19 protein-coding genes are annotated in these 24,838 nt (G+C 73.4%); 9 read left to right on the top strand and 10 right to left on the bottom strand.

The genetic code is table 11. The features are described 5' to 3' along the window. The first annotated feature begins 56 nt into the window (after positions 1-56). Positions 57-620: a hypothetical protein gene (locus ABTY15_RS09820; protein ID WP_350578986.1), complete on the top strand. Its 564-nt coding sequence runs from the start codon at positions 57-59 to the stop codon at positions 618-620. A 214-nt stretch (positions 621-834) separates the two neighbouring features. On the opposite strand, the gene ABTY15_RS09815 is transcribed toward ABTY15_RS09820, so the two are convergent. The 4 genes from ABTY15_RS09815 to ABTY15_RS09800 form a co-directional block, all read right to left on the bottom strand. Continuing rightward, complete coding sequence (locus ABTY15_RS09815) at positions 835-1,467, bottom strand: HD domain-containing protein (RefSeq protein ID WP_350578983.1); 633 nt, start codon at positions 1,465-1,467, stop codon at positions 835-837. A 91-nt stretch (positions 1,468-1,558) separates the two neighbouring features. Beyond that, positions 1,559-2,197: a YoaK family protein gene (locus tag ABTY15_RS09810; protein WP_350579134.1), complete on the bottom strand. Its 639-nt coding sequence runs from the start codon at positions 2,195-2,197 to the stop codon at positions 1,559-1,561. Between the two features lie 133 nt (positions 2,198-2,330). Beyond that, positions 2,331-3,065, bottom strand: a complete 735-nt coding sequence (locus ABTY15_RS09805) for an MgtC/SapB family protein (RefSeq protein WP_350578981.1) — start codon at positions 3,063-3,065, stop codon at positions 2,331-2,333. Positions 3,066-3,140: 75 nt separating this feature from the next. After that, positions 3,141-4,790, bottom strand: a complete 1,650-nt coding sequence (locus ABTY15_RS09800) for an NRAMP family divalent metal transporter (protein WP_350578978.1) — start codon at positions 4,788-4,790, stop codon at positions 3,141-3,143. A 431-nt stretch (positions 4,791-5,221) separates the two neighbouring features. Here ABTY15_RS09800 and ABTY15_RS09795 point away from each other — a divergent pair, with 431 nt between their 5' ends. The 3 genes from ABTY15_RS09795 (at position 5,222) to ABTY15_RS09785 (ending at position 7,802) form a co-directional block, all read left to right on the top strand. After that, positions 5,222-5,590 (top strand): BlaI/MecI/CopY family transcriptional regulator, encoded by a 369-nt coding sequence (locus ABTY15_RS09795; RefSeq protein ID WP_350579127.1) that lies wholly within the window; start codon positions 5,222-5,224, stop codon positions 5,588-5,590. Further along, on the top strand, positions 5,587-6,558 hold the full coding sequence (locus ABTY15_RS09790; RefSeq protein ID WP_350578975.1) for a M56 family metallopeptidase: 972 nt from the start codon (positions 5,587-5,589) through the stop codon (positions 6,556-6,558). The genes ABTY15_RS09795 and ABTY15_RS09790 overlap by 4 nt, the downstream gene beginning before the upstream one ends. A gap of 149 nt (positions 6,559-6,707) precedes the next feature. After that, a complete protein-coding gene (locus tag ABTY15_RS09785) occupies positions 6,708-7,802 on the top strand; it encodes a hypothetical protein (protein WP_350578973.1) in 1,095 nt (364 codons plus the stop codon). Between the two features lie 66 nt (positions 7,803-7,868). On the opposite strand, the gene ABTY15_RS09780 is transcribed toward ABTY15_RS09785, so the two are convergent. Next, positions 7,869-8,900, bottom strand: a complete 1,032-nt coding sequence (locus tag ABTY15_RS09780) for a C40 family peptidase (protein WP_350578970.1) — start codon at positions 8,898-8,900, stop codon at positions 7,869-7,871. Positions 8,901-9,224: 324 nt separating this feature from the next. Here ABTY15_RS09780 and ABTY15_RS09775 point away from each other — a divergent pair, with 324 nt between their 5' ends. From ABTY15_RS09775 to ABTY15_RS09760, 4 genes are all read left to right on the top strand, one after another. After that, the gene (locus tag ABTY15_RS09775) at positions 9,225-11,093 is read left to right on the top strand and encodes a methylmalonyl-CoA mutase family protein (protein ID WP_350578968.1); all 1,869 of its coding nucleotides are present in this window, start codon (positions 9,225-9,227) and stop codon (positions 11,091-11,093) included. Beyond that, positions 11,090-13,291 carry a methylmalonyl-CoA mutase gene (scpA, locus tag ABTY15_RS09770; protein WP_350578966.1) on the top strand — a complete coding sequence of 734 codons (2,202 nt, stop codon included), beginning with the start codon at positions 11,090-11,092 and terminating at the stop codon, positions 13,289-13,291. Before ABTY15_RS09775 ends, scpA begins: the two co-directional genes overlap by 4 nt. A 13-nt stretch (positions 13,292-13,304) precedes the next feature. Beyond that, a complete protein-coding gene (gene meaB, locus ABTY15_RS09765; protein WP_350578963.1) occupies positions 13,305-14,309 on the top strand; it encodes a methylmalonyl Co-A mutase-associated GTPase MeaB in 1,005 nt (334 codons plus the stop codon). A 225-nt stretch (positions 14,310-14,534) separates the two neighbouring features. After that, entirely contained in the window at positions 14,535-16,076 is a 1,542-nt protein-coding gene (locus tag ABTY15_RS09760; RefSeq protein WP_350578961.1) for an FAD-dependent monooxygenase, read from the top strand. Positions 16,077-16,144: 68 nt separating this feature from the next. Here the strand turns inward: ABTY15_RS09760 and ABTY15_RS09755 are convergent, their stop codons facing one another. Then, entirely contained in the window at positions 16,145-16,996 is an 852-nt protein-coding gene (locus ABTY15_RS09755; protein WP_350578958.1) for a polysaccharide deacetylase family protein, read from the bottom strand. 165 nt (positions 16,997-17,161) lie between these two features. Continuing rightward, a complete protein-coding gene (locus tag ABTY15_RS09750; RefSeq protein WP_350578954.1) occupies positions 17,162-17,764 on the bottom strand; it encodes a superoxide dismutase in 603 nt (200 codons plus the stop codon). Between the two features lie 300 nt (positions 17,765-18,064). Between ABTY15_RS09750 and ABTY15_RS09745 the strand changes: the two genes are divergently transcribed. Continuing rightward, positions 18,065-20,365, top strand: a complete 2,301-nt coding sequence (locus ABTY15_RS09745) for a M9 family metallopeptidase (RefSeq protein ID WP_350578952.1) — start codon at positions 18,065-18,067, stop codon at positions 20,363-20,365. A gap of 64 nt (positions 20,366-20,429) precedes the next feature. Here ABTY15_RS09745 and ABTY15_RS09740 read toward each other — a convergent pair whose 3' ends face one another. The 3 genes from ABTY15_RS09740 to ABTY15_RS09730 all read right to left on the bottom strand — a co-directional run bounded on the left by ABTY15_RS09740 (position 20,430) and on the right by ABTY15_RS09730 (position 24,557). After that, positions 20,430-20,882, bottom strand: coding sequence for a DUF5990 family protein (locus ABTY15_RS09740; RefSeq protein WP_350578949.1), 453 nt, complete (start codon positions 20,880-20,882; stop codon positions 20,430-20,432). A 155-nt stretch (positions 20,883-21,037) separates the two neighbouring features. Continuing rightward, a complete protein-coding gene (locus ABTY15_RS09735) occupies positions 21,038-24,256 on the bottom strand; it encodes a type 2 lanthipeptide synthetase LanM family protein (protein ID WP_350578948.1) in 3,219 nt (1,072 codons plus the stop codon). 121 nt (positions 24,257-24,377) lie between these two features. Beyond that, positions 24,378-24,557 (bottom strand): hypothetical protein, encoded by a 180-nt coding sequence (locus ABTY15_RS09730; protein WP_350578946.1) that lies wholly within the window; start codon positions 24,555-24,557, stop codon positions 24,378-24,380. Between the last annotated feature and the right edge of the window lie 281 nt (positions 24,558-24,838).

The following is a 24,838-nucleotide window of genomic DNA, read 5'->3' as shown; positions in this document are numbered from 1 at the left end:
GGCGGACGTGTCCACGCGTCTCCCCCGGCAGGCAACCAGTCCCCGGGGGAGGACACATGAAGGACCGTCGTACCGTCGGCGCCGCTGCGCTGCTCGGCGTCTGCCTCGGCGCACTGCTCACCGCCTGCGGACCCGACGACCCCGACCCGGCTCCGGCCGCCGCCCCACCGGTCGCCACCACGGCCGCCGGCTCCGGCCCGGCGCCGGCCCCGACCTCGGCCTCACCGCAGCCGACCGGCCCGGCGCCGACCGCGACCGCCACCCCCTCGGAGGCGGTCAAGCCCTGCTACCAGGACCCGGCCCGCCCGGAGACCGCCAAGCTGAACTCCGCCACCACCGCCAACGGGGTCACCCGGGCCAACCTCACCCTGGTCGGCTGCACCTACCAGGTGAGCAACGAGGAGAACGTCGAGTACACCCCGACCGCGGCCCCGGCGGACTACCGGCTGACCCGGGACGCGGTCATCCACGTGATCCGGATCAGCGGCAAGGGCACGAGCGAACACACCATCTCCCCCGCCGAACTCCCCACCTACCACCTCGCGAGCACCCCGTACTTCACCATCCACCGCGACGCCCAGGGCCGGATCACGGCCATGACGGAGATCTACCACCCGTAAGGCATGCCTCGCGGATCCGGTCTTATCGGATCGAGCCGGATCGAGCCGCAACGGCGGGGCGCGGGCATCGCGAGGGTGACGTGGGGCCCGGCGCCGCCGATCCGACCGCGCCCGAGGAGGCGCCGCCCGGACCGGGGGGGGCGGGGCCCAGGCCCGGTCACGGGCGCAGGCCGGACGCAGCGCCCACGCCCGGCCCAGGCTCCGGCGGGGGCGGTCACTCTCCCCAGGGGGAGGCTGCGGCGGCGCGTTCGAGTTCCGTGGTGCCGGCGGCGCGGCGTTCGCGGAGCAGTTCGCCGCCGAGCGAGTAGCGGGGCGCGGCCGCGGTGGAGCGGGCCGCGCGTTCCACGATGGCGTCGGTCAGCGAGCGGGCCGTCGCGAGCCGCGGGTACGCGGCGTGGATCTCCTTCTCCCGGTGGGCGACGATCTCCACGGTGCGTCCGAAGTCGATGCCGATGCCCCCGCGGGTCAAGTGGGCGAGCAGTCCGCGTCGTTCGGCGATCCCGGGCGAGGTGTGCAGGGCGATCGCCTCCCAGACCCGGTCCACGTCGGCCGCCTCGACGTCGTGCTCGGTCAGCAGTGCGGCGGCGAGGTCCGCGCCTTCGACCTCGAACCGGGCCCGGCCGGGGGCGAGTTCGCCGGCGCCCAGATCGTGCATGACGGTCGCCGCGAAGAGCAGGTCGCGGTCGTAGGCCGCATCGTCCAGGGCGCCTTCGTGTTCGGCGAGGAGCTGCGCGAAGTAGAAGCTGCGCACGCTGTGGTGGGCGATCGGGGTGCTGACCGAGCTCCGGACCGTGTGCAGCACCGCGTCGGCGAGCGGCCCGGTCGGCAGATCAAGGGTGAAGGTCATGCCCGGAACGCTATGCAGCGCCGCCCGGCACTCGCGAGTGGCCCGATGGCCAGGTACCGCGAGGATCGGGCCAGCCCGCCGGGCCCGGACCTCAGCGGGCGGCGGGGCGGGTCCAGGCGGGCTGGGGTTTGGCCGCGTGGTGGGTGAGGGCGGCAACGGCGAGGAGGAGGGTGAGCGCGAGGGCCAGGGCGACCGGGACGGTGGTGTGCCGGACGAGCAGAGCACCGACGAGGGCTCCGGCGAACATCCAGGCGGCGGAGGCGAGGCGGCGCGGGCCGGTGCGGTCGGCGGCGAGGGCGGTGATGGTCATGGTGAGCACCGTGGTGGTCAGGTCGGGCACCCTGAGGGCGCGGACCACCGCGTTCTGGCCGCCCATGGCGAAGCCGAGCAGCCCGATCAGGGTGTACCGGACCTGGTCGCCGGTATGTCCGGCGAACGCGGCCAGGGCGGTGCTCGCCGTGACGAGCACCGCCTCGGCCGCGACGACGGCCACCAGCAGGCGGCCCCGGTGGCCGGGGAGCCGTTCGGCGAGGTGACCGCCGGCCAGTGCGCCGAGCAGGAAGGCGGCCAGCGCGGTGAGTGAGGACGTGGCGGAGAGCCCCGGGTCGCCGGCGAGGGCGAAGCCGAGGAAGACGACGTTGCCGGTCATGTTGGCCACGAAGACGTGGCCGAGGGCGAGGTAGCTGACGGCGTCCACCACGCCGGTGACGACGGTGAGGAGCAGCAGCATCGGCACCAGCGGCCCGTGTTCGGGGTCGGGCGTGAGCACGGGTGCGAACAACGGGGGCCTCCTGGTGCGATGCGGTGCGGTCGGACGCGCGAGCGGTCGGATGCGCGCGGGCTGTCGGACGCGCGCGGGGCGGTCAGGCGAGCGCGGGGCGGGCCGGGTCGTCGGGGTCCTCGTCGAGGTGCCAGTGCAGGTCGCGGACGCCGGGTTCGAGCGAGAGCCGGGTGACGACCTGTTCGAGCGCGGGGGCGACGTGCCCGGTGATCGCCACGGTGGCCCGCAGGCTGGTGGCCTCGCCGCGGTCGTCCCGGCGGGCGCGCAGGCCGGTGGGGGCGAGTCCGGAGGCGGTGAGGGCCTGGAGCAGCAGGGCGCGGATGTGGGTCTCGGTGTTGCGTTCGCACTCCAGGTGGACGGTGGCGCGGGTGGTGGAGTCCGGGTCGCTGCCGGCCTGCGGGGCGCGGTCGAGCATCCGGCCGGCCGGGCGGAGGACGAGGTGGACGGTGAGGACGGCGAGCGTGCCGAGGACCGCGAACTCCAGCTTCCCGGCCGCGGCCAGCACCCCGACGGCAGCCGAACACCACAGGGTGGCAGCGGTGTTGAGGCCGCGGACGCCGGCGCCGTCGCGCAGGATCACGCCACCGCCGAGGAAGCCGATGCCGGAGACCACGTACGAGGCGACCCGGGTGGGGCTGCCGGCGTCGCCGACGGCCTCGCTGTAGAGGACGAACAGGGTGGCCCCGGCGGCCACCAGGGCGTTGGTGCGCAGGCCCGCCATCCGGGCCCGCCACTGGCGTTCGACGCCGATCAGCGCGCCGCAGGCGACCCCGGTGGCCAGCCGGATGAGGAACTCGACGGTGGTCAGGGTGTGCACGACGGCACCTCCTTCGGGTGCGGAGGGGACGGTCCGGCGGCGGGCGGCGGCGCCCGCCACCGGTCGGCGGGCCGGTCAGGCGCCCAGGGCGGTCTGGACGATCTTCACGATCACCAGGATCATCGCGACCAGCAGGTACGTCCGCAAAGCTCCCATGCCGAGCTTGTAGCCGGTGGAGACGACGGGCTTGGCGAGGCTCTCCAGCGGCGGCATCCGCCAGTCGGCCCGGCCGGTGCGGTCGAGGGGGTCCTCCTTGGTGGCGGTCCGACGGCGGGTGAAGGCGTACCCGGCGGCGAGCACACCGGCGGTGCCGCAGCCGGCCATGATGGTGAGGATGGCACCGGCGCTGATCCCGGGGAACAGCACCGAGGCGGTCAGGATGACCGAGAGCGTCACCAGGACGCCGACGACGGCCGAGGTGAAGGCGTTGGTCCGGGGGCCGTTGACCCAGGGGCCGAGGACGTCCTTGTCGTTGCAGAGCAGCAGCAGGAAGACCGAGGCGGAGGGCAGCAGCACCCCGGCGAGGGTCTGGACGCCCGCAGTGAGCAGGCCGAGCGGCGAGCCGGGGATGAGCACGACGGTGGCGGCGAGCGCGACCAGGCCGGCGTAGACGGCGTAGAAGCCCTTGGCGCCGCCGACGCCCCGGTGCAGCGAGTGCTTGATCCCGAAGACGTCGCCGATCGCGTAGGCGGTGGAGAGCGAGACCGCGAAGGCGCCGATGATCGAGGCGTCCAGCAGGGCGATCGCGAACAGCACGCCGGCGGTCCGGCCCGCCTTGTCGGCGAGGCCCTGCGCGATGCCGGCCGCGTCGGTGAACTGCCCGAGCCCGTCGGTGTTCGCGAAGGCGGCGGCGGTGAAGCCCGTCATGGCGGCGGCGCCGACGATCACGACGGCGATGCCGATCCACAGGTCGATCTTCTCGTACGTCATGAACCGGGGGGTGATCCGCTTGTCGATGACGTACGACTGCTGGAAGAACAGCTGCCAGGGCGCGACGGTGGTGCCGACGATGCCGATGATCAGCAGCATGACGCCGGACAGTTCGCCGGTGCCGCCGGGCAGCTGCGGGACGACGAGGTCGTGGGCCATCCGCCCGGTCGACGGGTGGACCAGGAAGTAGACCGGCACCAGCAGCAGCGAGCCCGCGCACAGGGCTATCGCGACCCGCTCGAAGCGCCGGAACGAGCCGGTGAACGCGGAGGCGATGATGACCGCCGCGGCGAGGACGACGGACAGCGCCTTGGGCAGGCCGAGGTAGCCCGCCGCGAGGGTGATGCCGATGAACTCGGTGACCAGCGTGAGCGCGTTGAGCAGGAAGAGGTCGATCACCGAGAACGCGCCCCAGAACCTCCCGAAGCGCTCCAGGATGAGGCGGGCGTGGCCGACTCCGGTGACGGCGCCCAGGCGCAGCACCATCTCCTGGTTGACGTACAGGACGGGGATGAGCAGGAGCAGCGTCCAGAGCAGCCCGGTGCCGTAGTTCTGGCCGGCCTGGCCGTAGGTGGCGAAGGCGCCGGCGTCGTTGTCGCCGACCATGACGATCAGGCCGGGGCCGACGACCGCGAGCAGCGTCTTGAGGCGGGCGGACAGCCCGTGGCGCGGGGCGGTGTCGTCCAGGCGGACGGTGCCGAGCGCGCCCTTGATGTCGCCGAGGTGGGCGTCGTCGAGGACGGCGGTGCGGGTGGGAGTCGTGGGGACCTTCGGGTCGAGCGTCAGGTTGGTCATGTCGGGCCTCCCTGCCCCCTCACCGGAGGGGGCGTTCGGGCAGCACGCGCCAGCCCTCCCCTGCGAGGACGTGCGGGCATGACGCCGCGCCGGACGGCGGAGTCACGGACAGGAGCGCGTGACGGCGCGTCAGGAGAACGTGCAGGGAGGGTTGTTACCGCGTGCCGGAGGTGGTCGAGGGCATGCGGGGGCAGGGGCAACTGTGGCCCGGACTACTGCAGTCCATGTCTCTCGCCTCCTCCCGGCCGGGGCGCACCGAGCGGGGCGCCGTTTTGCAACCTCGCCGAGCATAACCCCTTCCACTGACAACTTCGACAGTCCTGTAGAAGATCGCGGCCGTGCGGCCCGCCCGGGCCGGTGCGGGCCGTACGATGGGCGGGTTCCAGCGGGCGGAGGTCGCCGGCGGTCGGCGAGGGAGGAATCGGACGGTGCTGCGCGGGTTCGGTGACCTGGAGGCCGAGATCATGGACCGGCTCTGGTCCTGGGGCCGGCTGGCCACGGTGCGCGAGGTCGTCGACGACCTGCAACAGCAGCGGCCGGTCGCGTACACCACCGTGACCACGGTGGCCGACATCCTGCACACCAAGGGCTGGCTGCGCCGGGACAAGGTCGGCCGGGCCTGGGTGTACGAGCCGACCTGCACCCGGGAGGCGTACACCGCCCAGCTGATGCACCAGGCGCTGGAGACCACCCCGGACCGGGCGGGCGCGCTGCTGCACTTCGTCGACGGCATCAGCGGCGACGAGGCCGGCGCACTGCTGGCCGCCCTGGAGCAGGTGAAGGCCCGGGACGCCGAGTGACGCTCGCGCTGCTCGTCCTCTGCCTCGCGGTGACCGGGGTGCTGCTCCCCCGGCGGCTGGCCGGCTCCGCCCGGCTCCAGGCGCGTCCGGTGGCGGGCGCGGTGCTCTGGCTGGCCCTGATGGCCTCCTTCCTGGTCGCGCTGCTGCTCGCCGCGCACCACGCGGCGCAGCCCTTCGCCCACGAGCCGGCCGGACTGATCGGACTGCTCCCGCACGTGGAGCCGGCCCGGCCGCTCGCCGTCCACGCCCACGGCTGGTGGCTGCCGACGGCCGCCGCGGCCGCGCTGGGCGCGGTGGTGACGGCCGTCGGGCTCCGCGCGGAGCGGGCGCGGCGGCGGCACCGGGCGGTGCTGGACGTGGTCGCGGTGCGCGACCGGCGCTGGGGCGCCCTGGTCCTGGAGCACGCCCACCCGACGGTCTACTGCCTGCCCGGCCGCCGCTCCCGGGTGGTCCTCTCGCGCGGGGCGCTGCGGCTGCTGGACGAGCGGCAGGTCGCGGCGGCGGTGGCGCACGAGCGCGGGCACATCCGCGGCCGCCACCACCTGTTCCGGCTGCCGGCGGACGCCTTCGCGGTCCTGCTCGGCCCGCTGCCACTGGCCCGGCTCGGGCGGTCGGAGCTCGCGCTGCTGCTGGAGATGGCGGCCGACGACGCCGCGCTGCGGCAGGTGTCGCGCGCTGAACTGGCCTCCGCGCTCTGCGCCCTGGCCACCTCGGCGGGCAGCCCGGTCGACACCCCGCCGGGCACCTCGTCGGGCGCCTCGCCGGACACCCCGCCGGACACCCCGCCGGGGACCTCACCGACCCGGACGGACGGGTCGCTGGCGGTGGCCGCCACCGGGGTGCTGGCCCGGGTCCGGCGGCTGGCCCGGCCCGGCGCGACCGGGCGCGGCCACCAACTGGCCTGCCGGGTGGGCGCGCTGGCGGCACCGGTGCTGCCGTACCTGCTGGCCTGCGCCCCGCACCCGTAGCCGCACCCGTGGCCCGCGCTCCGTACCCGTAGGCGGCCGTGGCCCATCGCCGCCGGGAAACGGAGGAGCGCTGATCGTCCATCAGGATGTCGGACCGATCCGCTAGCCTGCCCCCGACACCGCAACGTGCGGTGCACAAGGGGGATGTGATGTCCAAGAACACTCGGGTGAAGACCGTCCGCTGGACCACTGTGGCCGCGGCCGCGGCCGTCCTGGCGCTGACCGGGACCACCGCCGGGGCGGCCGCTCCGGTCTCCGGCACCGAGGCCGTCATCACGGTGGGCGCCCGCGCGGCCCTGCCGGTGGTCAGCCCGGACGGGTCCAAGGCCTACGTCGTGGCGACCGAGGCCGACAACACCGTGAAGGTCAAGGCGGTCAACACCAGGACCGACGCGGTCACCGGCCAGGTCACCCTGGGCACCACCACGTGGAGCGTGTACGCGGCACTCAGCTCGGACGGCTCGCGCCTGTACGTCCTGAACGGGCCGCAGCTCACCGTGGTGAACACCGCCTCGCTGACCGTCGTCAGCACGGTCGCCCTGCCCGACCAGCCCCGCCAGGCCGGCTGGAGCGCGGGCACCGTCACCGGGCTCGTGGTCAGCCCGGACGGCACCACCGTCTACGTGGCCCAGAACGGCCCGACGGCCTACCGCCAGTTCGGTCAGGGCCGGGTCCTGACCTTCGCCACCGCGCAGCAGGCGTTCACCGGCTCCGTGCAGGTCTCCGCGAGCTTCACCGGCTCGGTCGTGGTCCGGCCGAACGGCCGGGACGTGTACGTCGGCGGCAACGCGGGGGTGCTGCACCTGAGCACCGCCGGCGGCGCGCCGACCGTCGTCGGCACCGTCACCGGCACCGCCACCGCGGTCGAGTACGACCTCGCCCTCACCCCGGACGGCAGCAAGCTGCTCGCGCTGGCCGGCGGCGCCGGCGGCGGCCAGGGCGATCTGATCAACCCCGCCACCGACACCGTCACCAAGCACGTCACCCTCACCGCCGGCTACGCCGACCTGCACGCCCCGCGCGCCAGCGCCGACGGCAGCCGCTTCTACGTGGCCCAGGAGGACTACAACGCGGGCCCGTCGGTGCTCTCCCTCGACGCCGTCGCGGGCACCACCGTCGCGGACGAGACGGTGAGCCCCGACGAGGAGCAGATCAACGGCCTGGCGGCCGGCCCCGACGGCCACACCCTCTACGTGGGCGGCACGATCGGCAGCAGCGCCAAGCTCCAGATCATCAACAACTGATCCGTCGGCCCGGCCGCTCCCCACGAGCGGCCGGGCCCCGATCGGTCGAAACGCAGGCGACAGGTCTTAGGGCCGGACGGCGCCGACGTAGGGCATGGCGTCGATCGGGAGGATCTCGACGTTCTTGCCGGTGCGCGGGGCGTGGATCATCTTGCCGTCGCCGACGTAGAGGCCGACGTGGTGCAGGTCGGAGTAGAAGAAGACCAGGTCACCGGGCTGGAGGTCGGCGCGGGCGATGCGCGGGCCGTCCTTCCACTGGTCCTGGGAGACCCGGGAGAGCGAGACGCCGGCCGCGCGGTAGGCGGCGCCGGTGAGGCCGGAGCAGTCGTAGCCGGACGGGCCGGTGGCGCCCCAGACGTAGGGCTTGCCGAGCTGGGCGTAGGCGAACTGGACGACGGCGGCGGCGCGGCCGGTGGCCGGGCCGGTGTAGCTGGGGCGTTCGGCGGAGCGGGAGGCGCGGGCGGCGGCGTCCTGGGCGTTGACCTTGGCCCGGTCGGCGGCGCCGAGCTTGTTGAGCAGGGCCTGGGCCTGCGCCAGCCGGGTCTGGATCTGCTTCTTCTGCTCCGCCAACGAGGCGCCCACGGAGTCGAGTTGGGCGAGGGTGGCGGTGGCCTCGGCGCGGTCCTGGTCGAGTCGGCGCTGTTCGTCGCGGGCCTGCTTGAGCAGGGCGGTCTGCGAGTCGGCGACCTGGTTCTGCACCGAGGCGCGTTCCAGGTAGGCGGCCGGGTCGGAGTCGAGCATCAGCTGGACGGACGGGTCGATGCCGTTGCTGCGGTACTGGTCGGCGGCCACCGCGCCGAGCCGGCCGCGCAGTTCGTTCATCGCCTCCTGGCCGCGGGCGACCTTCTCCTGGATCCGGTTGGCCTCGCCCTGGAGCTTCTGCTGCTTGTCCTGGAAGCCGTTGTAGCGCTCGATGGACTGCTCGGCCTCCTCGTTGAGCTGGTCGACCTGCTCCTTGACGGAGGCGAGGGTGGGCGTCGGTTCGGCGTGGGCGCTGCCGGCGGTGAGGACGGCGCCGCCGGCCAGGGCCGTGGTGACCGTGCTGACCACCGCGAGGCGGGCCCGGCTCGGGGGGCTGGGCTTGCGGCGCTTTCCCATCGCGGTGGGCTCCTTCGGGGGACGGGCACGAGCACGGGGACGGGCACGGGGGGCGCGCCCGGGGGCGGGCACGGCGGAGGCAGGCGGGGGCGCACGGGGGAACGCCCCCGCCTTCTTCTAAGTAACTTAATAGATGAGGTGCCGGGTTCCGCAATCCCCCCGCCCCCACCCCGCGAACGCCACCCGCGACACCGCCCCTGACCTGCGGTGCCACCGTTTCGGGCACTCCTCGGCGTCCGGAGTGCTGAGAACTCACCAAATCGAGGGAAAGGTCACACCGGCCGCCCCTGCTGTGCCTACGCGAACGGGCGCTAACCTGCGGTCATGAAGGTCCCGCCCGAAGGGCTCCCCCTCGCCGCCGAGTTCCCGGCCGCGCACCGTGAGCAGTGGCAGCAGCTCGTCGAGGGCGTGCTGCGCAAGTCCGGTGCCCAGCCCGAGGACGGCGCCGCCGCCGAGCAGGCGCTCACCACCGAGCTCCAGGACGGGCTGCGCGCCCGCCCGCTGTACACCGCCGAGGACACCGCGGTCGCGCCCGGCTACCCGGGCTTCCCGCCGTTCCTGCGCGGCGGCCGGCCGCAGGGTTCGGCCGTCGCCGGCTGGGACGTCCGCCAGCGGCACGCCGACCCGGACCGGCGGCGCGCCAACGAGGCGGTCCTCGCCGACCTGGAGAACGGCGTCGGCTCGCTCTGGCTCGAACTCGGCGGTGACGCGCTGCCGATCGCCGCGCTGCCCGAGGCACTGGCCGGGGTGTACCTGGACCTGGCCGCCGTGGTGCTCGACGCCGGCGCCGAATTCGCCGACGCCGCCGAGCAGTTGTTCAAGCTCTACGAGGAGCGCGAGGTCTCCCCCGGCGCCGCCGCCGGCAACCTCGGCGCCGACCCGCTGGGCCTCCAGGCCCGCACCGGCGACGGCGCCCGCACCGACGCGCTGCTCACCGACGCCGCCGCGCTCGCCGCCCGCTGCGCCGACGGCCACCCGCAGCTGCGGGCGCTGACCGTCGACGCCCTGCCCTACCACGAGGCCGGCGCCTCGGCCGCGCAGGAGCTCGGCTGCTCGCTCGCCACCGGCGTCGCCTACCTGCGCACGCTGACCGGGGCCGGCCTGTCCGTGGACGCCGCGCTCGGCCAGCTGGAGTTCCGCTACGCGGCCGACGCCGACCAGTTCCTGACGATCGCCAAGTTCCGTGCCGCGCGCCGCCTCTGGGCCCGGGTCGCCGAGGTGTCCGGCGCCTCCCCGGCGGCCTCGGCGCAGCGCCAGCACGCCGTCACCTCCCGGGTGATGATGACCGCCCGCGACCCGTGGGTGAACATGCTGCGCACCACCGTCGCCTGTCTGGCGGCCGGGGTCGGCGGAGCCGACGCCGTCACCGTGCTGCCCTTCGACACCGCGCTCGGCCTGCCCGACGCGTTCGCCCGCCGGATCGCCCGCAACACCCAGTCGATCCTGCTGGAGGAGTCCCACCTGGCCCGGGTGATCGACCCGGCCGGCGGCTCCTGGTACGTCGAGCAGCTCGGCGAGGAGCTGGCGCAGGCCGCCTGGGCCTGGTTCCAGGAGATCGAGCGGGCCGGCGGCCTCCAGGCCGCGCTCGCCTCCGGGCTGGTCGGCGAGCGGATCGCCGCGACCTGGGCCGAGCGCTCGGTGCGCCTGGCCAAGCGGCGTGAACCGGTCACCGGCGTCAGCGAGTTCCCGCACCTGGACGAGCAGCCGCTGGTCCGCGAGCCGGCCCCGGCCGGGCCCGGCGGCGGGCTGCCCCGGGTGCGCCGCGCCGAGGCCTACGAGGCGCTGCGGGACCGCTCGGACGCCCACCTGGCGGCCACCGGCGCCCGTCCGGCGCTGTTCCTCGCCTCGATCGGCGGCGCCGCCGCGCACACCGCGCGGACCACCTTCGCGGCCAACCTGTTCCAGGCCGGCGGGATCGCCACCACCTCGGTGGAGTCCGTCGACCCGGCCGCCTTCGCCGAGGCCTTCGCCGCCTCCGGCGCCACCGTCGCCTGCCTCTGCTCCAGCGACACGCTGTACGGCGAGCACGCCGAGGCGGTGGCCGGGGCCCTGAAGGCGGCCGGCGCGCAGCGGGTGCTGCTGGCCGGCCGGCTCGCCGAGGTGCCCGCCGGAGTCGACGGGTTCATCTTCGCCGGCGGTGACGCGGTCGCCGCCCTGACCTCCCTGCTGGACCTGATCGGAGTGGCCCGATGATCCCTGACTTCACCGGAATCGGGCTGGACGGCAACGCCCCCGGCGTCACCGGCGAGCAGTGGCAGGCCGCCTGGCGGCAGTCCACCGGCAAGGACGTCGACGAGCTGGTCTGGGACACCCCGGAGGGCATCGGCGTCAAGCCGCTGTACACCCCGGCCGACCTCGCCGGCCTGGACTTCCTGGAGACCTACCCCGGCGTCGCCCCGTACCTGCGCGGGCCGTACCCGACCATGTACGTCAACCAGCCGTGGACGGTCCGCCAGTACGCGGGCTTCTCCACCGCCGAGGAGTCCAACGCCTTCTACCGCCGCAACCTCGCGGCCGGCCAGAAGGGCCTGTCGGTCGCCTTCGACCTGCCGACCCACCGCGGCTACGACAGCGACCACCCGCGGGTCACCGGCGACGTCGGCATGGCGGGCGTGGCGATCGACTCGATCTACGACATGCGCCAGCTGTTCGACGGCATCCCGCTGGACAAGATGTCGGTGTCGATGACCATGAACGGCGCGGTGCTGCCCGTCCTGGCGCTGTACATCGTGGCGGCCGAGGAGCAGGGGGTGCCGCCCGAGAAGCTGGCGGGGACCATCCAGAACGACATCCTCAAGGAGTTCATGGTCCGCAACACCTACATCTACCCGCCGCAGCCCTCGATGCGGATCATCTCGGACATCTTCGCGTACACCTCGCAGAAGATGCCCCGGTACAACTCGATCTCCATCTCCGGCTACCACATCCAGGAGGCCGGGGCCACCGCCGACCTGGAGCTGGCGTACACCCTCGCCGACGGTGTGGAGTACCTGCGCGCGGGCCTGGACGTGGGGCTGGACGTGGACGCCTTCGCGCCGCGGCTGTCGTTCTTCTGGGCGATCGGCATGAACTTCTTCATGGAGGTCGCCAAGCTGCGCGCGGCCCGGCTGCTCTGGGCCAAGCTGGTCAAGCAGTTCGACCCGAAGAACGCCAAGTCCCTCTCGCTGCGCACCCATTCGCAGACCTCCGGCTGGTCGCTCACCGCCCAGGACGTGTTCAACAACGTGACCCGGACCTGCGTGGAGGCGATGGCCGCCACCCAGGGCCACACCCAGTCGCTGCACACCAACGCCCTCGACGAGGCGCTGGCGCTGCCCACCGACTTCTCCGCCAGGATCGCCCGCAACACCCAGCTGCTGCTCCAGCAGGAGTCGGGCACCTGCCGGGTGATCGACCCGTGGGGCGGCTCGGCCTACGTCGAGAAGCTCACCCACGACCTGGCGCGTCGGGCCTGGCAGCACATCCAGGAGGTCGAGGCGGCCGGCGGCATGGCCAAGGCGATCGACGCGGGCATCCCCAAGATGCGCGTCGAGGAGGCCGCGGCCCGCACCCAGGCCCGGATCGACTCCGGCCGCCAGCCGGTGATCGGCGTCAACAAGTACCGGGTGGAGAGCGACGAGCAGATCGACGTGCTCAAGGTCGACAACTCCTCGGTGCGCGCCCGGCAGCTCGAGAAGCTCCGCCGGCTGCGCGCGGAGCGCGACGAGGCGGCGTGCCAGGACGCGCTGCACGCGCTGACCCGGGCCGCTGAGGCCGGCCCGCAGCGCGGCGGTTCGCTGGACGGCAACCTGCTGCACCTGGCGGTCAACGCGGCCCGCGCCAAGGCCACCGTCGGCGAGATCTCCGACGCCCTGGAGAAGGTGTACGGCCGGCACTCCGGCCAGATCCGTACCATCTCCGGTGTGTACCGAGACGAAGCGGGCCCGTCGGCCTCCCTCCAGCGCACCCGTGACCTGGTCGAGCGGTTCGAGCAGGCCGAGGGCCGGCGGCCGCGCATCCTGGTCGCCAAGATGGGCCAGGACGGCCACGACCGCGGCCAGAAGGTGATCGCCACCGCCTTCGCCGACCTCGGCTTCACGGTGGACGTCGGTCCGCTGTTCCAGACCCCGGCCGAGGTCGCCCGCCAGGCCGTCGAGGCGGACGTGCACATCGTCGGCGTCTCCTCGCTGGCCGCCGGTCACCTCACCCTGGTGCCCGCGCTGCGCGCCGAGCTCGCCGCGGCGGGCCGGGAGGACATCACCATCGTGGTCGGCGGGGTCATCCCCCCGCAGGACTTCGACGCGCTGTACGAGGCGGGGGCGGCGGCGGTCTTCCCGCCCGGCACGGTCATCCCGGACGCCGCGTACGACCTGCTGAAGTCGCTGGCGGCCGACCTCGGCCACGAGCTGTGAGCCGCTGAGCTCCATGCCTCCGCGGACGATCGACCTCGACAGCTATGTGACGGGTGTCCTCGACGGCTCGCGCGCCTGGATCGCGCGGGCCGTCACCCTCGTCGAGTCCACCCGGCCCGACCACCGCGCGCTCGCGCAGCAGTTGCTCCAGCGGCTGCTGCCGCACGCGGGCGGGGCGGTCCGGGTGGGCATCACCGGCGTGCCCGGTGTCGGCAAGTCGACCTTCATCGACTCCTTCGGCTCGATGCTGACGGCGCTGGGCCGACGGGTCGCGGTGCTCGCCGTCGACCCGACGTCGAGCCGGACGGGCGGCTCCATCCTGGGCGACAAGACCCGGATGGAGCGCCTGGCCGTCGACCCGCACGCCTTCGTCCGCCCCTCCCCCACCTCCGGGACCCTCGGCGGCGTCGCCAAGGCCACCCGGGAGTCCATGGTGGTGATGGAGGCGGCCGGCTACGACGTCGTCCTGATCGAGACGGTCGGCGTCGGCCAGTCCGAGACGACGGTGGCCGGGATGGTCGACACCTTCCTGCTGCTCAGCCTGGCCCGCACCGGCGACCAGCTCCAAGGCATCAAGAAGGGCGTGCTGGAGCTCGCCGACGTCATCGCGGTCAACAAGGCGGACGGCCCGCACGAGCCGGATGCTCGCGCTGCCGCCCGTGAACTCGCGGGCGCGCTGCGGCTGTTGCAGGCCCCGGACGCGCCGTGGACGCCGCCGGTGCTGACCTGTAGCGGGCGGGACGGCGCCGGTCTGGACGTGCTGTGGGAGCGCCTCCAGCAGCACCGCAAGGTCCTCGACGCCACCGGTGCGCTGGCGGCGAAGCGCCGCGACCAGCAGGTCGAGTGGACCTGGGCGATGGTCCACGACCAGCTCTACGCGAGGTTGCACGAGCACCCCGACATACAGCGCCTCGCCCCGCAGTTGGAGCACCAGGTGCGGGACGGCTCGCTGCCCGCCGGCCTGGCCGCCCAGCAGCTCCTGGACGCCTTCTTCGGCGCCGCGCAGCAGGGGGCGTAGCGGTCACACCCCGCCGCGAACGTGAAGGCTGAGCGCCGTGCCCCACCCGTGTGGGGGCACGGCGCTTCTGCGTCTGCACGCACTCGGACCGGCCCTCATCCGGTTCGCGGAAAAGCGGTAGCGCTCGCACAGATGATCGATATGCTCTCGCCGATCACGCGGGCGCACAACCAAGTTGACGGTTCGTCCGGTGATCTTCCATTGGCACGAACAGGGGGACTGCTGGTGAGCGAGCCGATCATTGTCGTGGGTGCGGGCCCGGTGGGGCTGACCGCCGCATTGGAGCTGGCCCGGCGCGGGGTGCCGGTGCGGATCGTGGACCGGCTGGCCGAGCCCACCACGGAGTCCCGCGCCATCATCGTGCACGCCCGCAGCCTGGAGATGTTCGAACGGCTGGGCCTGGTGGACGAACTGGTCCGGGCCGGGGTGCGGACCACCGCGATGGAGATGCACTCGGACGGCGAGGTGGTCGCCAGGATCGCCCTCGACCTGGTGGACAGCCCGTTCCCGTACTCCGTCACGATCGCGCAGACCGAGACCGAGCGCATCCTCACCGAAGCCCTCGCCGGGCACGGCGTCACCGTCGAGCGCGAGGTGACCCTGACCGGCCTGACCCAGGACGAGCACGGTGTCCAGGTGGTGCTGGAGCACGCCGACGGGCGCCGGGAGACCGCCGGCACCAGCTGGCTGGTGGGCGCCGACGGCGGGCACAGCAAGGCACGCCGCCTGGTCGGCAGCGCGCTGGAGGGCAGGTTCAAGGGCGAGAAGTTCCTGATGGGCGACGTGAACGCCGAGCACGACCTCGACCCGCACAGCATGTACACCTTCTTCTCGCCGCACGAGGGCCCGCTGCTGGTCTTCCCGATGGAGGGCGACCGGCTGCGGCTGATCGCGAACATCCCCACGACCGAACAGCGCACCGCGACCCGGGAATGGCTCCAGCAAGTGGTGGACGCACGGGCCGAGCGCCCGATCCGGATCCGCGACGCGCGCTGGCTCACCGTCTTCGAGGTGCACCACGCCCAGGTGCCCGCGTACCGGATCGGCCGGGTGCTGCTGGCCGGCGACGCGGCGCACGTGCACAGCCCGGCCGGCGGCCAGGGCATGAACACCGGCATCCAGGACGCGCACAACCTGGCCTGGAAGCTCGCCCTGGTGAGCCGCGGCGAGGCCGCTCCGGCCCTGCTGGACAGCTACCACGCGGAGCGCCACCCGGTCGGCGCCCAGGTGATCCAGTTCGCCGGCACGCTGACCAGGGTCGGCACCCTCGCCAACCCGATCGCGCAGAAGCTGCGCAACAAGGGGATGCAGCTGCTCACCGCCCTGGCCCCGGTCCGCCAGGCGATGGCCGACCGCACCGAGGAGACCGCGGTGGCGTACCGGAAGAGCCCGATCGTGGTCCAGGGCCGCGGCCGCGGTGAGCTGCACGCCGGCGACCACCTCCCCGCGGCCGGCCCGGAGCTGCGCGCGGTGCTCGCCGGAGCGCACGAGCACGTCCTGCTCACCGTGGCGGTCGACGCCCCGGCCCCGGCCCCGGTGCCCGGCGTGCCCGCCCGTCAGCTGCTCGTCGCCCCCACCGTCACCGCCGACACCGCCTCGGCCGGCTACGACGCGGTCTTCCAGGACCCCGACGGCCACACCGCCACCCGCTACGGCCTCCCGAACGGCGGCCGGATCATGGTCCGCCCGGACGGCTACGTCGCCGCCATCGCCCCACTCGACAACGACGCACCCCTGCACACCTACCAGGCCCTGCTCCAGCCGTAGCACGCACCACGGCCGGGGTGGGCCCTGCCCACCCCGGCCACGCGGTCAGCTGTCCGGAGGGGGTGGGGTCACGGGGTGGTGATGACCGGGAAGCCGGTGGGGCGGCCCTGGTCCTTGAGCCAGGTGAGCACCTGGTCGAGGGCCTCGACGGTCTGCTGGCGGTCGCCGCCTCCGTCGTGGAAGAGGAGGGTCGGGCCGTTGCCGATCTCCTTCTTGACCGTGTCGACGATGGCGGCGGTGCCGGGCTTGTTGAAGTCCTTGGAGTCGATGTTCCAGCCGAGCGGGCGCATGCCGTTCGCGGCGGCGATGCGGCGGTTGTCGGGGGTGAACGAGCCGCCGGGGGCCCGGAAGTACAGGACCTTGGCGCCGCCGGCGGCGTCCTCGATCATCTTCTTCGCGTCCAGGACCTGCTTCTCCTGGTAGGGCACGGGCTTCTTGTCCATCGAGGTGTCGTGGTCCACGGTGTGGTCGCAGAGCCGGTGGCCGGCCGCGACGACCTGCTTGACCAGGTCGGGATGGGCCTTGGCCTGCGGGCCGATCATGCAGAACGTCGCCTTCACGCCGTGGCGCTTGAGCAGGTCGAGGACCTTCGGGGTCCAGGTGGGGTCGGGGCCGTCGTCGATGGTGATGTTGACGGCCTTGCCTCCGCTCTCGGAGGCGTGGGCGATGGACTCGGGCATACCGCCCGGCTGCGGGCCGCCGTCGCCGCCCTTCGTGCCGCCCTTGGCGCTGTCGTCGCTGCCGTCGCTGCTGCCCTCGCCGCCGGACGGGTCACGCTGCTGCGTCACGTTCTGCTGGGGCGTCCCGTCCGGCCCGGCGAGGGCCACCGCCCCCCACACGCTCGCCGCCACCACGGCCGCCGCCACGGCGAGTGCCACCCGGCTGCGGCCCAGATCCCGCATGCGCGCCTTGACGTCCATCAGTTGACCGCTCCCCCATCCGTCTTGCGAACTCCCTGAGGCTCAGGACGTGAACGGCGACGGAAGGGTTCCCACCATTCGCACGAATTTGCAGGTGAACGCCTTGATCACCGACGGAAGGGCCCCGGGCCGCGCGCGCCCCGGGGCCGTTCGCCTGCCGTGGGATCAGGCGCTCTGGACGGCCGCGAAGCGGGCCTGGACGTCCTGCCAGTTGACGACGTCCCACAGGCGGGTGACGTAGTCGGGGCGGACGTTGCGGTACTGGAGGTAGTAGGCGTGCTCCCAGGCGTCGAAGGCGAGCAGCGGGGTGGTGTTCTGGCCGACGTTGCCGTGGTGGTCGTAGACCTGCTCGACGATCAGGCGCTTGCCGAGCGGCTCCCAGGAGAGGATGCCCCAACCGGAGCCCTGGACGCCGGTGGTGGCGGCGGTGAGCTGCTTCCTGAACGCCTCGAAGCTGCCGAAGTGCTCGGCGATGGCGTCGGCCAGCTCGCCCTCGGGGCGGTCGCCGCCCTCCGGGGAGAGGTTCTGCCAGAACAGCGAGTGCAGCACGTGGCCGGACAGGTGGAAGGCGAAGGTCTTCTGCAGGCCGACCAGGCCGCCGAGCTGGTCCTTGTCGCGCGCCTCGGCGAGCTGCTCCAGGGTGTCGTTGGCGCCCTTGACGTAGGCGGCGTGGTGCTTGGAGTGGTGCAGCTCCAGGATCTCCGCCGACATGGCGCGCTCCAGCGCGGAGTAGTCGTACGGCAGGTCGGGAAGCGAGTAGGTGCCCATCAGGACACGGCCCCTTTCGGCAGGTCGAACATCGGCGATCTTGCTCAGGACAACACTATTGCGTATCAGTTGCAAGAACGAACTCTCAGCTTCTGCTTATTCCTGACGCCACGGCGGGTCGCGACCGGTCACGACAGGTAGAGGTGCGTCGCGGCGGATCTGACAACGTTTCGGTTGCGGCCGGAGGCAATCCATTCCCGGGTCTTCCCGCACTGGCCACTCGTGTGACATTTTACATGTCACACATCGAGCGGCCGCGTCCCCAACCACGCGGCCACCACTCTTCGGAGACCCCCACAGATGCGTCCCTTCCGGATATCCGCGGCCCAGGCGCGCAAGTTGCCCGCGCTCGGCGCCGCCTTCTTCCTCGCACTCGGCCTCTTCGCGCCGCAGGCACACGCGGCCGACACCTCGTCAGCCGCCCAGGCAGGCAAGCCGGCGACGGCCACGCAGGCCAGTGCCGCCAAGGCCGCCGCCCCGCACGCGATCCCCGTGCCCAAGTCCCCCGACACGCCCAAGGACGCCCGTCCGCTCGCCTCGGACGCGCAGGCCAAGGCCGTCGCCCCGAAGGCGGGCAGCGCCCTCGGGACCGCCAAGGCGCCGAAGCAGCTCGCCGCCGCTCCCTCGGCGACCACCGGCTGCGACGTCTCCGCCTTCACCGGCAACTCCGGTGCCGCACTGGTCCAGCAGGTCAAGGCCGCGAGCCTGGACTGCATCAACACGCTGTACAACCTGACCGGCAACGACGCCAAGGGCGCCTTCAACGAGGCGCAGATGGCCACCGTCGCCAACGCGCTGCGCGACGTCTCCGCCGCCTACCCGGGCGACAACTCCACCTCCGCCGGACAGCTGGTCGTGTTCCTCCGCGCCGGCTACTACGTGCAGTGGAACCACGCCGACGTGGTCGGCACCTACGGCACCACCCTGCAGACCGCCATCCGCGGCGCGCTGGACGGCTTCTTCGCCGCCCCGCACAGCAAGGACGTCACCGAGGCCAACGGCCAGACCCTCGCCGAAGCCGTCACCCTGATCGACAGCGCCCAGGAGAACGCCCGCTACACCGGCGTCGTCAAGCGGCTGCTCGACGGCTACACCACCTCCTGGTCCGGCTCGATGGCCACCGCCGTCGCCAACACCAAGACCGTCATCGAGCGCGGCTTCGACCGGACGGACTTCACCGCCGCCCTCCAGGCCGACCCCTCGTTCGCCACCTCCATGGCGTCCTTCGTCACCCGCAACGCCTCGCAGCTCACCGGCTCGGACACGGTGACCTCGATCGGCATCCTGATCGGCAACCTGGTCGCGGTCGACGCGCTCAAGGCCCAGGGCCGCCCGATCGTCAAGGACCTGATCAACCGCTACCCGCTGGTCGGCGCCACCGCCCCGCTCACCATGAACCTGGTCTGGTTCGCGGAGAAGAAGGACACCGGCAACTGCGCCTACTACGGCACCTGTGACCTGCCCACCCGGCTCGTCCCGCTCGTGCTCACCATCAACTACACCTGCAACGCGAACCTGCGCATCCGCGCGCAGGACATGACCGCGCAGCAGCTCACCGACACCTGCACCAGCCTGGTCAACGAGGACGCCTTCTTCCACAAGCTGGTCAAGGACAGCGGCCCGGTCGCCAACGACAACAACACCAGCCTCGAGGTCGTCGTCTTCGACGACTACTACAACTACAGCCTCTACGCCTGGGAGATGTACAGCATCGCCGTCGACAACGGCGGCATGTACGAGGAGGGCGACCCGTCCAAGGTCGGCAACCAGGCCCGCTTCATCGCGCACGAGGCCGACTGGCTGCGCCCCACGTTCCAGATCTGGAACCTCAACCACGAGTACACCCACTACCTCGACGGCCGCTACGACTTCTACGGCAACTTCGACGACGGGATGACCACCCCGACCGTCTGGTGGGTCGAGGGCCTCGCCGAGTACGTCTCCTACAGCTACCGGGGCGTCCACTACGACGCCGCCGTCGCGCAGGCCGGCCAGGGCACCTACGCGCTGAGCACCCTCTTCGACAGCACCTACGCCAACGCCGACTCCACCCGGATCTACAACTGGGGCTACCTGGCGGTGCGTTACATGCTCCAGTCGCACCCGCAGGACGTCGACGCGCTGCTCGCCAAGTACCGGGTCGGCGACTGGACCGGCGCCCGCGCCCTGCTCAAGAACACCATCGGCACCTCGTACGACGCCGACTTCGCCAGCTGGCTCAAGGCCTGCGCCGCCGACAACTGCGGCTCGCTGCCCACCAGCCAGGCCCCGCTCTGCACCGCCACCGACGCCCGGCAGTACGACAAGAACTGCCGCCGCGACGGCGTCGCCGCCACCACCGGCAACTACAGCTACAGCTTCCTGTACCTGCCCGCCGGGGTGAAGCAGCTGACCATCACCAGCAGCGGCGGCACCGGCAACGCCGACCTGTACTACAACGGCGGCGCCTGGGCCACCACCGGCTCGTACCTGGCCAAGTCCGCGACCGCGGGCAACGGTGAGACCCTCACCATCGCCAACCCGCCGGCCGGCTGGGTGTACTTCAGCCTCTACGCCCAGCAGGGCTTCGGCGGCGTGACCGTCACCACGACGTACAACTGAGCCGAACACTGAACCATCCGCCAGGAGGAGGGCCCCGCACGGCGCGCGGGGCCCTCCTCGCGTCTCACCCCGCCGACCAGCTCACCAGCGGGGGGCAGACGGCGGCGCAGAGCGGATACCCCTTGACGTCCGTCAGGCCCAGCCGGGCGACCAGCAGTCCGCTCGCCGCGGCCGCCTCGACGGTCTCCCGGTCCACCGCCTCCAGCAGCAGCTTGGCCCGGCGGAACATCTCCCGCGCCTCACCGTGCCCGGCCACCCAGTTGAGGTAGACGAACCGGCCGCCGGGCCCGCCCTGGACGTACGGTCCGGTGACGTCCAGCCCGCCGCCCGGCGCCGGCTTCACCACGCACTCCAGCGACCACCGGGCGCGCGCCGCGTCCCCCGGCTGCGGGTCGAGCAACTCGGCCGGCTTGCCCCGGCGTTGAACGGCCACGTGGATGTCCTGGTACCCCGGGTGGTCGGGCCCGGCGGCGCACTCGCGGCCCGGCAGGTCGGTGGCCTCGATCCTCAGCTCCATACCGCCATGGTCCCTCATCCGGCCCGGTTCTCCTCCTGCCACCGCCGGACGCCGCGCACGATGTCCTGGCCGATCCGGTCCAGGAAGGCGGCCGCTTCGTCCATCCGGGCACCGGCCGGCGTGGCCCGGCCGAGCAACCCGGCCCCCTGGCGGAGTCAGGGGGTCGGCGGCTGGAGGGTGAGGACGGCGGGGGTGGTGGTGGGGGCGGCCAGGCGGAGGAGGCCGTGGCCGATGCCGGCGAGACCGACCAGGAGGGAGGGGCTGTGGACGCCGTGGGGCAGGCCGCAGATCCAGCCGCGGGTGTCGAGGTCGTCGAGGGTGGCCCGGGCCTGGCGGAGGCCGGCGGCGCGCCAGGTGCCGCCGGCGCGGAGGAGGGGTTCGAGGTTGCCGAGGTCGCCGTGGCAGAGCGAGAAGTTGTGGCCGAAGCCCTCCCGGAGCACGGTGTCGAGTGCGGTGTCACATTCCTTGCGGAGCAACTCGGAGCCGTCCGGGAGCAGTTCGGCGCCTTCGAGGAGTTCGACGAGTTCGACGCGGGCCAGGGCGATCCCGGCCGCGCCGTGGCACCAGAGGGTGGGGAAGGACGGGGCGTCGGGGCCGCCGTCCTCGCGGACGTCGCGCCAGTTGGCGGCGGCCGGGTCGAACAGGGTGCGTTCGTACTCCAGGGCGGCCAGGGCGAGTTGGGGCAAATGCGGATCGCCGAGGCGGTGGCCGGCCCGGGTGAGCGCCCAGGCGATGCCGGAGCCGCCGTGGGCGAAGCCGGCCAGCGGGCGGGTGACGGTGGCCGCGAGGGTGGCGGGCAGCCAGCCGACGCCGCCCTCGGGGTGCGGGGTCGCGGTCCGGACGAGGCGTTCGGCGCAGGCGGCGAGGGCGGCGGTGACGGCCGGGCCGGGGCGGACGGCCGCCCAGGCGAGCAGGCCGCCGATGGTGCCCGCATTGCCGGCCACGAGGTCGTGGTGGGTGTCCTCGGGGGCGGCGACGGCGACCCGGTCGAGCACCAGCGCGGCCAGCGCGTCGAGGTCGGCGCCGGGGTGGTGGGCGGCGAGCTGGGCGAGGGTGTAGAGCACACCGCCGGCGCCGGCGAGTCCGCCGCCGAACCGGTCGGCCCGCCGTCGGATCTGCTGACGTAGCGTCAGCTCTGCGGCCTGGGCGGCTCGCCGGTGCTCGCGGTCGCCGGTGGCGGTGGCCAGCTGGTGCAGGAAGAGGGTGACGCCGGCGGTGCCGCTGTAGAGGTCGGGGCCGAGTTCGGCGGGTGCCCAGCGGCCGGGCGGCGCCCAGTTGGGGCCGACCCAGGCGAGGTCGGCCCGGCCCCGGTAGGCCTCGCGGAGCAGTTGCTCCCCCGCTTCGACGGCCTTGGCGAGGGCGCGGTCGGCGAGGGTGTCGAGCGCTTCCACGGGTTCCGCGCCCACGGCGACCACGGCCGCACCCGGGCGGCGGCGCGGCTCGCGGGCGCCGTCCGCCGTGGTCACCGAGAGTCGCAGCAGCTGGAGTTGGCGGGCCAGGTCCTCCTCGCCGAGCGCGGCGAGCTTGGCCAGGGCGAGGTCGAGTGCGGGCCGGTCGGCGACCCCGGGGAGGACGGCGCCGGTCGAGGAGCGGGCGTCCACGCCGTCCGGGCGGATGGTGAAGACGGGGACGTCGCCGCGCCACAGGTCGGCGCGTTCGTGGTCGAGGTAGGCGAGGGCGTGCTCCTCCCACGCGGCGAGGGCCCAGAGCCGGTCGAGGTGGCGGTCCTGGTCGAGGCCGTCCCGGAGCAGGTCGGGGTGGCAGGCGGTGGCGAGCAGGCTGCGGTACTCGAAGGTGTCGCGGCGCAGTATCCGGGTCTCGTCGCTCGCGAACGCCCGTATCAGCTCCCCGAGTTGGCCTCGGTGGGCGGCGAGGATCCGGTACGCCTCGGTGAACCCGGCGGCCAGTTCGTCGACGTGCTCGGCGAGGCGCAGCGGCTGCCCGGCCGGGACGGGTCGGCTGCCGGGCGCGGCGACGGCCACCCGGCGGTACTCCAGCCGGAGTCGGTCGGTGCCCTGGTCGACCAGGACGGGCGCGGGGCGGGGCGGCAGGCTGGCCGGGTCCCAGCCGAGCGCGGAGAGGTCGGTGCCGCCGTTGCCCTCGTCCCACATCCGTTCGGGGAGCAGGCCGGAGCGGAGCACCGAGTGCCGGGCCTGGTGGCGGGCAAGGCGTTCGGACTCGGAGAGGTCCTTGGCGGGTTCGGGCAGGTCGGGGTGGAGCAGGGCCTCCAGGTCGATGAGGACCGGCTGGTCGTGGACGGCGAGCAGGTTCTGGGCGTGGCAGTCGACCGCGTCCAGGGTGTGGAGCAGTGCGGCGAGGGTGCCGGCGCGGTGGTAGAAGGCACTCAACTCCGCGCCGTCGCGGGCTGGTTCGGCGGTGACGTGCTCGACCCAGCCGTAGCCGTCGCGGGCCAGGTGGGCGAGGTCGTGCAGGGGCAGTCGCAGCTGCGGGTTGAGCCAGCGCAGGAGTTGCTGGAAGTGGGTCTCGGCGGCGAGCGGGCGCGGCTTGTAGACGAGGCGGGTGCCGCGCTCGAAGCGCAGGATGCTGACGGTGGCGCCGCCCCGGTGCGGGTCGCCGAGGCCGGTGGTGAGCTCGGTGAGCCGGCCGAGCGGACGGCCGTCGGCGAAGGTGCGGACGAGGTCGGGCAGGTCGGCGGCGAGGCGGCGGAGCAGGGTGAGGCCGGTGTCGGCCCACTGCTCGGCGGTGGTGGCCAACCGGTGGGCCAGGACGGGGTATTCGGTGAGGAGCTGGAGCGCCCGACCGGGTTCGGTGAGCCGGTCGAGGAAGTCCCGGTAGCGCTGTTCGGGGGTGTCGCCGGTCAACTGGTGGGTGAGCCGGGCGACGTGGAGTTCGGTGATGACGGTGCGGACGGCCGTCCCGTGGGCGGCGGCGGTGAGCGCGGGCAGCAGCAGCGCGGTCAGCTGCTCGGGGGTGCCGAGGGTGGTCGCGTCCGGGGTGGTCCCGCCCAGGGCCGCGAGGCCGGTGCGCAGACGGTCGCGGGCCTCGGCGAGCAGCGGGGCGGCGAGCCGGGCGAAGGCGTGTTCCTCGGGGATGTCGAGGGTGCGGCCGGCTTCGAAGGCGGTGGCGAGGCGTTCGGCCCAGGGGGGTGTGCCGAGGCGGTCGGCGAGCGTGTCCGGGTGTTCGGCGAGCAGGGCGCGCAGGGCTTCCGGGTCGAGGCCGTCGGCGGCGAGGCGGCGCTCGAACCAGCCGGCCCGGTCGAAGGGCGGCTGGGCGCGCCAGCGGTCGAGGACCCGTCCGGCACGTTCGAGGCGTTCCGGGTCGGCGGCGGCCCGGGTGTCCGCCGGGATCCGCCCACGGGCGGCGAGCGGGACGGCGCGGGCGGCGGCCCGGCGGAATTCGGACGCGTCGACCACGGGGTGGTGCCGCCTCTCTGGGCTCGGTGCGGGGGAATCGGGTCGGAGCCGGAACCGGCTGGGGGCCCGTGGGTGCGCGGCGGCGTCGGGGCCGGGGTGCGCGCGCCCACGGGCCGTCGGCTCAGAAGCTGCAGACGTGCGCGCAGCTGGACCAGCCGCCACAGGTGCTGGCCTGCACCGCGGCGGTCACGTACACCTCGTCGGACAGGTCTCCGGCCGGGTGGGCCTGGCCGCCCTGGCCGAGGGTGAGCCGGAAGTCCTCGTCCTTGAGCGCGCGAACCTGCTCTGCTGTGGGCTGCATGGTGCCTCCTTCAGACGTTCGGTCCTGGCACGGGTGTGCCGGGTCGGGATCCTGACAGCGCCCCACCCGACACACCAGAGGGGTGGTCTGGACCGGGCCCAATTTCGGCCAGGATCGAAATAACGCCCTTCGTCCTCCCCCGCCCGCCGTTCCCTGGGCGCCGAGCACCCGTCCGTCCGCACACCCGCCCGACGACCGCCCTACACCTGTCCTGAATCCGGACGGTGACGCCCGCCCGAACGACGCCCCACGTTTGAACGGCGACTGCCGGGGCAGCCCGG

The organism is Kitasatospora sp. NPDC097643, from assembly GCF_040302625.1.
Lineage (GTDB): Bacteria > Actinomycetota > Actinomycetes > Streptomycetales > Streptomycetaceae > Kitasatospora.
This window is presented reverse-complemented; position numbering and strand designations above follow the sequence as displayed.

Coding starts and splice junctions, on each gene's coding strand:
- scpA (WP_350578966.1), top strand. CDS start 11,090: ATGATCCCTGACTTCACCGGAATCGGGCTGGACGGCAACGCCCCCGGC.
- ABTY15_RS09785 (WP_350578973.1), top strand. CDS start 6,708: ATGTCCAAGAACACTCGGGTGAAGACCGTCCGCTGGACCACTGTGGCC.
- ABTY15_RS09750 (WP_350578954.1), bottom strand. CDS start 17,764: ATGGGCACCTACTCGCTTCCCGACCTGCCGTACGACTACTCCGCGCTG.
- ABTY15_RS09820 (WP_350578986.1), top strand. CDS start 57: ATGAAGGACCGTCGTACCGTCGGCGCCGCTGCGCTGCTCGGCGTCTGC.
- ABTY15_RS09800 (WP_350578978.1), bottom strand. CDS start 4,790: ATGACCAACCTGACGCTCGACCCGAAGGTCCCCACGACTCCCACCCGC.
- ABTY15_RS09775 (WP_350578968.1), top strand. CDS start 9,225: ATGAAGGTCCCGCCCGAAGGGCTCCCCCTCGCCGCCGAGTTCCCGGCC.
- meaB (WP_350578963.1), top strand. CDS start 13,305: ATGCCTCCGCGGACGATCGACCTCGACAGCTATGTGACGGGTGTCCTC.
- ABTY15_RS09815 (WP_350578983.1), bottom strand. CDS start 1,467: ATGACCTTCACCCTTGATCTGCCGACCGGGCCGCTCGCCGACGCGGTG.
- ABTY15_RS09780 (WP_350578970.1), bottom strand. CDS start 8,900: ATGGGAAAGCGCCGCAAGCCCAGCCCCCCGAGCCGGGCCCGCCTCGCG.
- ABTY15_RS09810 (WP_350579134.1), bottom strand. CDS start 2,197: ATGCTGCTGCTCCTCACCGTCGTCACCGGCGTGGTGGACGCCGTCAGC.
- ABTY15_RS09755 (WP_350578958.1), bottom strand. CDS start 16,996: ATGGACGTCAAGGCGCGCATGCGGGATCTGGGCCGCAGCCGGGTGGCA.
- ABTY15_RS09740 (WP_350578949.1), bottom strand. CDS start 20,882: ATGGAGCTGAGGATCGAGGCCACCGACCTGCCGGGCCGCGAGTGCGCC.
- ABTY15_RS09730 (WP_350578946.1), bottom strand. CDS start 24,557: ATGCAGCCCACAGCAGAGCAGGTTCGCGCGCTCAAGGACGAGGACTTC.
- ABTY15_RS09745 (WP_350578952.1), top strand. CDS start 18,065: ATGCGTCCCTTCCGGATATCCGCGGCCCAGGCGCGCAAGTTGCCCGCG.